Origin of the sequence: Aurantibacter sp., assembly GCF_042094015.1 — a bacterium.
GTDB lineage: Bacteria > Bacteroidota > Bacteroidia > Flavobacteriales > Flavobacteriaceae > Aurantibacter.
The window spans coordinates 1-6,313 of the sequence record NZ_JBELDZ010000104.1; the positions used below are offsets into that span (position 1 = coordinate 1).

Here is a 6,313-nt window from a genome sequence, read left to right on the forward strand (position 1 = left end):
GTAAAGGTAATTTAATTATTTCATTATCCAAGTCGCATTTTTTTGTTGTAATTATTATAAAAAAAACAGATAAAAAACCATCTTAAAACAATAAAGCTAGTAAGTGATAAACTATTAACGCTTCACAATCTGCTTGACTTCATATCTAATAAAAGGATCGCCAAGTAATACATCTTCTATAAAACGTGTTATGTAATGATGTTGGTAATAAAAGTAAGTATCTCCATGTTGGTGTTCTCCATTTTCTATTGTAAATAGCTGGCAACTTCCATTTAAATCTTCTACGTGCTTAGTAATACTATAAGAACCAGCTAAACTTAAATAACCTGTAGCATCTTTTGGACAATTTCTATGAGATCCAGTTTTATATGGTACTGTTGTATCGTTTTTACCGTGAAATAAAAACATTGGAATTTTATTTTCTGGAGTAATTAAATTTATATCTAATAAAGCTCCAGAACCAGCAATTAATCCTGCGTATTTAAAATCTTCTGGGAAAGCAGTATTAAATTCATTTAAAATATAAGCCGAATGTAAAATACTTTCTGCCCCAGCGCTTGTTCCTGCTAAAAATATTTTGGAAGTATCAATTTTTAGTTTTTCATTTTTTTCGATTAAAAAAGAAGTGGCTTGTTTTATTTGATTAGCAACATTTAGAATAGTTTGTTTTTTTTCTTCGGTAGTTCCGTTACAACCAAAATCTTTACCTTTCATAAAAAGGGTATAATCTATAGTAGCTGCTGCAATGTTGTTTTCGGCTAAGTATTTACATAAGTTATAACCATCTTTTCTGTTTCGTTCTGAGAATCCACCACCATGAACATAAATTACTAATGGTGTTTTTGTAGTATCTTTCTTTTTTGATTTAGGTAAAAAAATATCTAATTTCAATTTTGTACTATCATTTTTAACGTATTTAAACGTTTTTTTAGATTGCGAAAACATTGAGCTGAAGAATGACATACAAATAAATAAACAAAATATTTTAGAAAAAGACATACGTTAAGCCTTTAGATTTTTAATACGTTGCAATAATGTTGGATGCGAATAATGCATAAACACAGTTGCTTTATGTGGTGTTAAGTTACTTAAACTATTTTTAGACATTTTTTTTAAAGACGTAATTAATGGTTCGGCTTTAAATGTGTTTTTTGCATAATTATCTGCTTGATATTCAAATTTACGTGAAAATAAATTCATAATTAAATTTGTAATTTCCGAAATTGGACTGTATAAAATTCCAAAAGCAATTAAACCAATATGAAAACTGGTTTGGTTTACACTTAAAGCCTCAGATAGTACTGAGTTTCCCACCAAAAGAGATAGAATATACAACGTGATTCCAGTTAATAAAATAGAACTAGCCAAGTTAAAAATGATATGTTTACGCTTATAATGGCCAACTTCGTGAGCAAGAACAGCTACAATTTCATCTTCGTTTAAATCATTAATTAAAGTATCGTAAAGTGTAATGCGTTTTTCGCTTCCAAATCCTGAAAAATAAGCATTAGCTTTGGTACTTCGTTTAGAGCCATCAATCACAAAAATATTATCTAATTTAAAGCCAACAGTTTTGGCATAATTAGAAATGGCAGTTCTAAGTGTTCCTTCTTCTAAAGGTGTTTGTTTATTAAATAATGGCACAATTAATTTACTGTAAAATAAATTCATAAACAATGTAAAAACGGCAACTAATATCCAAGTGTACCACCAGAAATTTGTTGGATTGCTATTATAAAACCAAGTTATTGCGGCTAATATTCCGCCACCTAAAATAACAGTCATTAATAAACCTTTTAATTTATCTAGAAAAAAAGTGCCTTTTGTGGTTTTGTTAAATCCAAACTGTTCTTCAATAACAAAGGTTTTGTAATAAGAAAATGGCGTGGTTAGTAAATCGCTACCAATCATTATAATTCCAAAGAAAATTAAAGTTATCAAAATTGGATTGTTTGTAATACTACGAGCCAATTCATCTATAAAAGCAAAACCTTTAAAAAAGAAAAAAGCTAATGTTAAGCTTAAAGAAAATAGAGAAGTTATTAGTCCAAATTTAAAATTTGTGGCTTTGTAATTTTGAGATTTTTTGTATTCGTCTAAATCATAAACATCTTTTAATTCCTCAGGTAATGTATCGTTAAAATGGTTTGCATTTAAAATATCTAAAACTGTATCAATAATAAAACTGATAATTAAAATGGCTATTAGTATGTAGAATAAAGTTTGTGGTGTCAAATGTTTATTTGTTTAACTGTTTTTATATAAATGTTACTTATTTTGTCATTCTTCGCTACGACACAGAATTTTTTTTGCTGCTATTAAAAACCTCTTTGTCTAACAGCTTCAAAAATTAAGATTCCAGCAGCAACAGATACATTCATAGAATCTATTTTTCCTTGCATTGGAATACTAATGTTGTTTTTACTAGCATCTCGCCATTCTTGAGTTAAACCAGTAGCTTCGGTTCCAACAACAATAGCACTTGGTTTTGTATAATCTTGAGTCGTATAATTTACAGATTCTTGCAAAATAGCGCTGTAAATATTTATGTTTTTATCTTTTAAAAAACTAATAATGTCTTCAGTTGTTCCAGTTGCAATGGTATTACTAAAAACACAACCAACGCTAGAGCGCACAATATTAGGATTGTATAAATCTGTTTTTGGATTAGCAATAATTACGGCATCTATATTTGCAGCATCTGCAGTTCTAAGTAATGCGCCAATATTTCCAGGTTTTTCTGGAGCTTCTGCAATTAAAATTAATGGGTTTTTTTTAATTAAAGCTAATTGGTCTAATGTATGCGTTTTAGTTTTTAGAACAGCTAAAACACCTTCGGTGGTATCTCTATAGGCTATTTTAGAATACACGTCTTTAGAAACTTCTATACATTTATAATTTTCTACATCAATGTCTTTTAAATTCTCGAAAGGAAATAAATCTTGGTAGAATAATACAGAAACCACTTCGTAACCACAAGATAACGCAATGTTTAATTCGCGAATACCTTCTACCACAAACTCACCACTTTTTTTACGTGTGCGCGACTTTTCTTTTAAAGTTACGATATGTTTTATAAAGTCGTTTTGCGGACTAGTAATTTCTTTCATAAAGCAAAAATAACGTAAATACTGTAATTAGAATTTATAACTTACGACTAAATTGTTCTAGTAAAATAATCAACTCATTATAAAATGAAAAAACTAATTGTATTAGCCCTAACGCTTAGCTTATTTAATTGTAAAAAAGACGCTAAAGAAGAAGCAGTGATAGAAACTGTTAAAGAAGTAATTGTAGAAACACCTAAAAAAGTGTATCCAAAAAACCTAACAAAAGTTTTTAATGCACACGGAACTTTAGAAGCGTGGAATAGTTTTAGGAGTTTGTCTTTTACAATGAAAAAAGAAAAAGGTGACGAATTAACTATCACCGATTTAAAAGACAGAAGAAGCTTTATTGAGACTAAAGACTTTAAAATTGGATATAACGGAAAAGAAACTTGGTTACAAGAAAATGAAGGCTTTAAATATAAAAGTAATCCTCAGTTTTATTATAATCTAATGTTTTATTTTTATGCGATGCCTTATGTTTTAGCTGATGATGGTATTACTTATACAGATGTAGACGCCTTAGAATTTGATGGAAAAATATATCCAGGTATTAAAATCTCTTACGGAAACGATATAGGAGAATCTCCAGAAGATGAGTACATTTTATATTACGATATAGAAACAAATAAAATGGCTTGGTTAGGTTATACAGTAACGTATTTTACAAAAGAGAAAAGTAAAGATTGGCATTTTATCCGATATTCAGAATGGCAAAACGTTGAAGGTTTAGTTTTACCAAAAACGCTATCTTGGTATAAAGCTGAAGGATTTAAAATAGGAGATAAGCGTAACGATTTAGAGTTTACAGATATTAAATTGTCTAAATATAAAATGGAAGCTTCTCAGTTTGAAAAGCCTTTAAAGTGATTTGGAGCTAATAATATAAACACAAAAAAGCGAACCCTATAAAGGTTCGCTTTTTTGTGTTATAGTAATTGATATTTGTCTGAATGTAGATTCTGCTTCGTAATGCAGAATGACAAATTAATTACCTAGCTTCTTAGAATAACGTTTATACAATTCCGTTTGATGCGATTCTAAACTAATATCTCGTCCTTGAATAAAAGCTTTTTCAAGTTTGTTAGTTCTCATATCTAAAGCATCACCTTCACTTATAAAAAGCGTAGCATCTTTTCCAACTTCTAAAGAACCAACGTTTTTGTCAATGCCTAGAATTTTAGCCGTATTTAAAGTGATTAAACTTAATGCAGTTTCTTTATCTAATCCATAGGCAGCACAAGTTCCTGCTAAAAAAGGTAAATTTCTAGTATTCATACGTTCCATATCTCCAGAGTTTTCTAAACCTACTAAAACTCCAGAGTTTACTAGCTGATTGGCTAATTTAAAAGGTAAATCGTAATCTTCATCTGTGTTATTTGGTAATGCATGTGTTCTCTGTAATAATACTGGGATTTCGTTTTTCTTTAAAAAATCACTTACCATATTAGCTTCGTAGCCACCAACAATAACAATATTTTTTACATTGTTATCTTTAACAAAGTTTACTGCATCAATAATACCTTTTTCATAATCTACATGAATAAATAACGTTCTTTTCCCTGTTGTTAGTTCTAACAGCGCATCAAAAGGTTTGTTGTTAGTCGTGTTTTTTGCATTGTAAGCAATTGCATTATCAAAATAGTTTTTTAATTCAGCTACTTGTTTTGTGTAGTTTTTGTTTTCCTTTAATGTAGAAGGTTCTCCAAGCCACCAACGTCCACGAGAATAAGTACTTGGCCAGTTTAAATGAATTCCATCGTTTTCCTTAATAATAGCATCTTCCCAATTCCAAGCATCTAATTGTACAATAGATGATGTTCCAGAAATACGTCCGCCACGAGGCGTAATTTGTGCCATTAAAACACCATTTGGGCGCATAGATTCTACAACCTTGCTTTCTGTGTTGTAAGCTATAATACTTCTAATATGTGGATTCATTGCTCCAACTTCATCATAATCTCTTGTTGCTCTAACAGCATCAATTTCTGCTAAGCCTAAAGTACTGTTTGGAGCTATAAATCCAGGATATATGTGTTTTCCTGTTCCATCTATTACTAATCCATTTCTAGCAATTTTAGTATTGGCACTACCAACAAAAGTTAGTTTGCCTTCAGAAAACATAATTAGAGAATTTTCAATGACTTGTCCATTTCCTAAGTGTGCTGTTGCACCTTCAATGGTAATTGGTTTTGTTTGTTTGTTTCCTGGCGTTTGTTGTGCATTTGTTATAAAAGTAATTAATAACAAAGCTATTATAGTTATGTTTTTCATTTGTATGAATTTAAATTGAGAAATAAATTGAATTAGTTATGATCTATAGAATCGCAATGCAATAATTCTTTTTCTTTCTTCTCAATAGGTTTTGTTTTTAAACCTTTATGCTTTGCCTGAAGCATTAGTGTTGTTAATTCGTTTTTCTCTTTTTTGATAGCTTCACGCATTTGTTTGTCTTTTTCAATATCAAAATAAACAGTACCTTCAATTAATGTCTTTTCTGCTTTAGCATAAATTGACATTGGATGATCAGACCATAAAACAACATCTGCGTCTTTTCCAACTTTTAAGCTACCAACACGTTTATCTAAGTGTAATAATTTAGCAGGATTTAATGTTACAAATTTCCAAGCTTCTTCTTCACTTATATTTCCGTACTTCACGCTTTTTGCAGCTTCTTGATTTAAACGTCTTGCCATTTCTGCATCGTCACTATTTATGGCAACTGTTACTCCAGCATTATGCATTATTGCGGCATTAAAAGGAATAGCATCATTGACTTCGTATTTATAAGCCCACCAATCACTAAATGTAGATCCACCAACGCCATGTTTTACCATTTTGTCTGCGACTTTATAACCTTCAAGAATATGTGTGAATGTATTAATGTTAAAGTCGAATTGTTCTGCAACCTTCATTAGCATATTAATTTCACTTTGAACATAAGAATGACAGCTAATAAAGCGTTCCTTGTTTAGAATTTCAGCTAAAGTTTCTAACTCAACATCTTTTCTATATGGTTTTCCGCTTTTCTTTAAGGCATCATATTCTTTAGCGCGTTGGAAATAATTAATATACACTTGTTCTGCACCCATTCTGGTTTGTGGAAAACGTGTCGTGTTAAAATCGCCCCAATTACTTTGTTTTATATTTTCACCTAAAGCAAATTTTATAAATTTAGGACTGTCCTTATAAATCATTTGATCTGC

General features: G+C 30.1%; 6 protein-coding genes. 1 reads left to right on the forward strand and 5 read right to left on the reverse strand.

Annotation, left to right across the window (positions count from 1 at the left end; translation table 11 throughout):
* Positions 1–114: 114 nt before the first annotated feature.
* The 3 genes from ACFDSN_RS11465 to ACFDSN_RS11475 form a co-directional block, all read right to left on the reverse strand.
* Positions 115–999, reverse strand: a complete 885-nt coding sequence (locus tag ACFDSN_RS11465; protein WP_375239993.1) for an alpha/beta hydrolase — start codon at positions 997–999, stop codon at positions 115–117.
* Positions 1,000–1,002: 3 nt separating this feature from the next.
* Positions 1,003–2,235 (reverse strand): M48 family metallopeptidase, encoded by a 1,233-nt coding sequence (locus ACFDSN_RS11470; RefSeq protein ID WP_375239994.1) that lies wholly within the window; start codon positions 2,233–2,235, stop codon positions 1,003–1,005.
* 83 nt (positions 2,236–2,318) lie between these two features.
* On the reverse strand, positions 2,319–3,110 hold the full coding sequence (locus ACFDSN_RS11475; RefSeq protein ID WP_375239995.1) for a TrmH family RNA methyltransferase: 792 nt from the start codon (positions 3,108–3,110) through the stop codon (positions 2,319–2,321).
* An 84-nt stretch (positions 3,111–3,194) separates the two neighbouring features.
* On the opposite strand from ACFDSN_RS11475, the gene ACFDSN_RS11480 reads away from it, so the two are divergent.
* Positions 3,195–3,977, forward strand: coding sequence for a hypothetical protein (locus ACFDSN_RS11480; RefSeq protein ID WP_375239996.1), 783 nt, complete (start codon positions 3,195–3,197; stop codon positions 3,975–3,977).
* Between the two features lie 117 nt (positions 3,978–4,094).
* On the opposite strand, the gene ACFDSN_RS11485 is transcribed toward ACFDSN_RS11480, so the two are convergent.
* Both ACFDSN_RS11485 and ACFDSN_RS11490 read right to left on the reverse strand, forming a co-directional pair.
* The gene (locus ACFDSN_RS11485) at positions 4,095–5,381 is read right to left on the reverse strand and encodes an amidohydrolase family protein (protein WP_375239997.1); all 1,287 of its coding nucleotides are present in this window, start codon (positions 5,379–5,381) and stop codon (positions 4,095–4,097) included.
* Between the two features lie 32 nt (positions 5,382–5,413).
* A partial coding sequence (locus ACFDSN_RS11490) for an amidohydrolase family protein (protein ID WP_375239998.1) occupies positions 5,414–6,313 on the reverse strand: 900 nt, incomplete at its 5' end.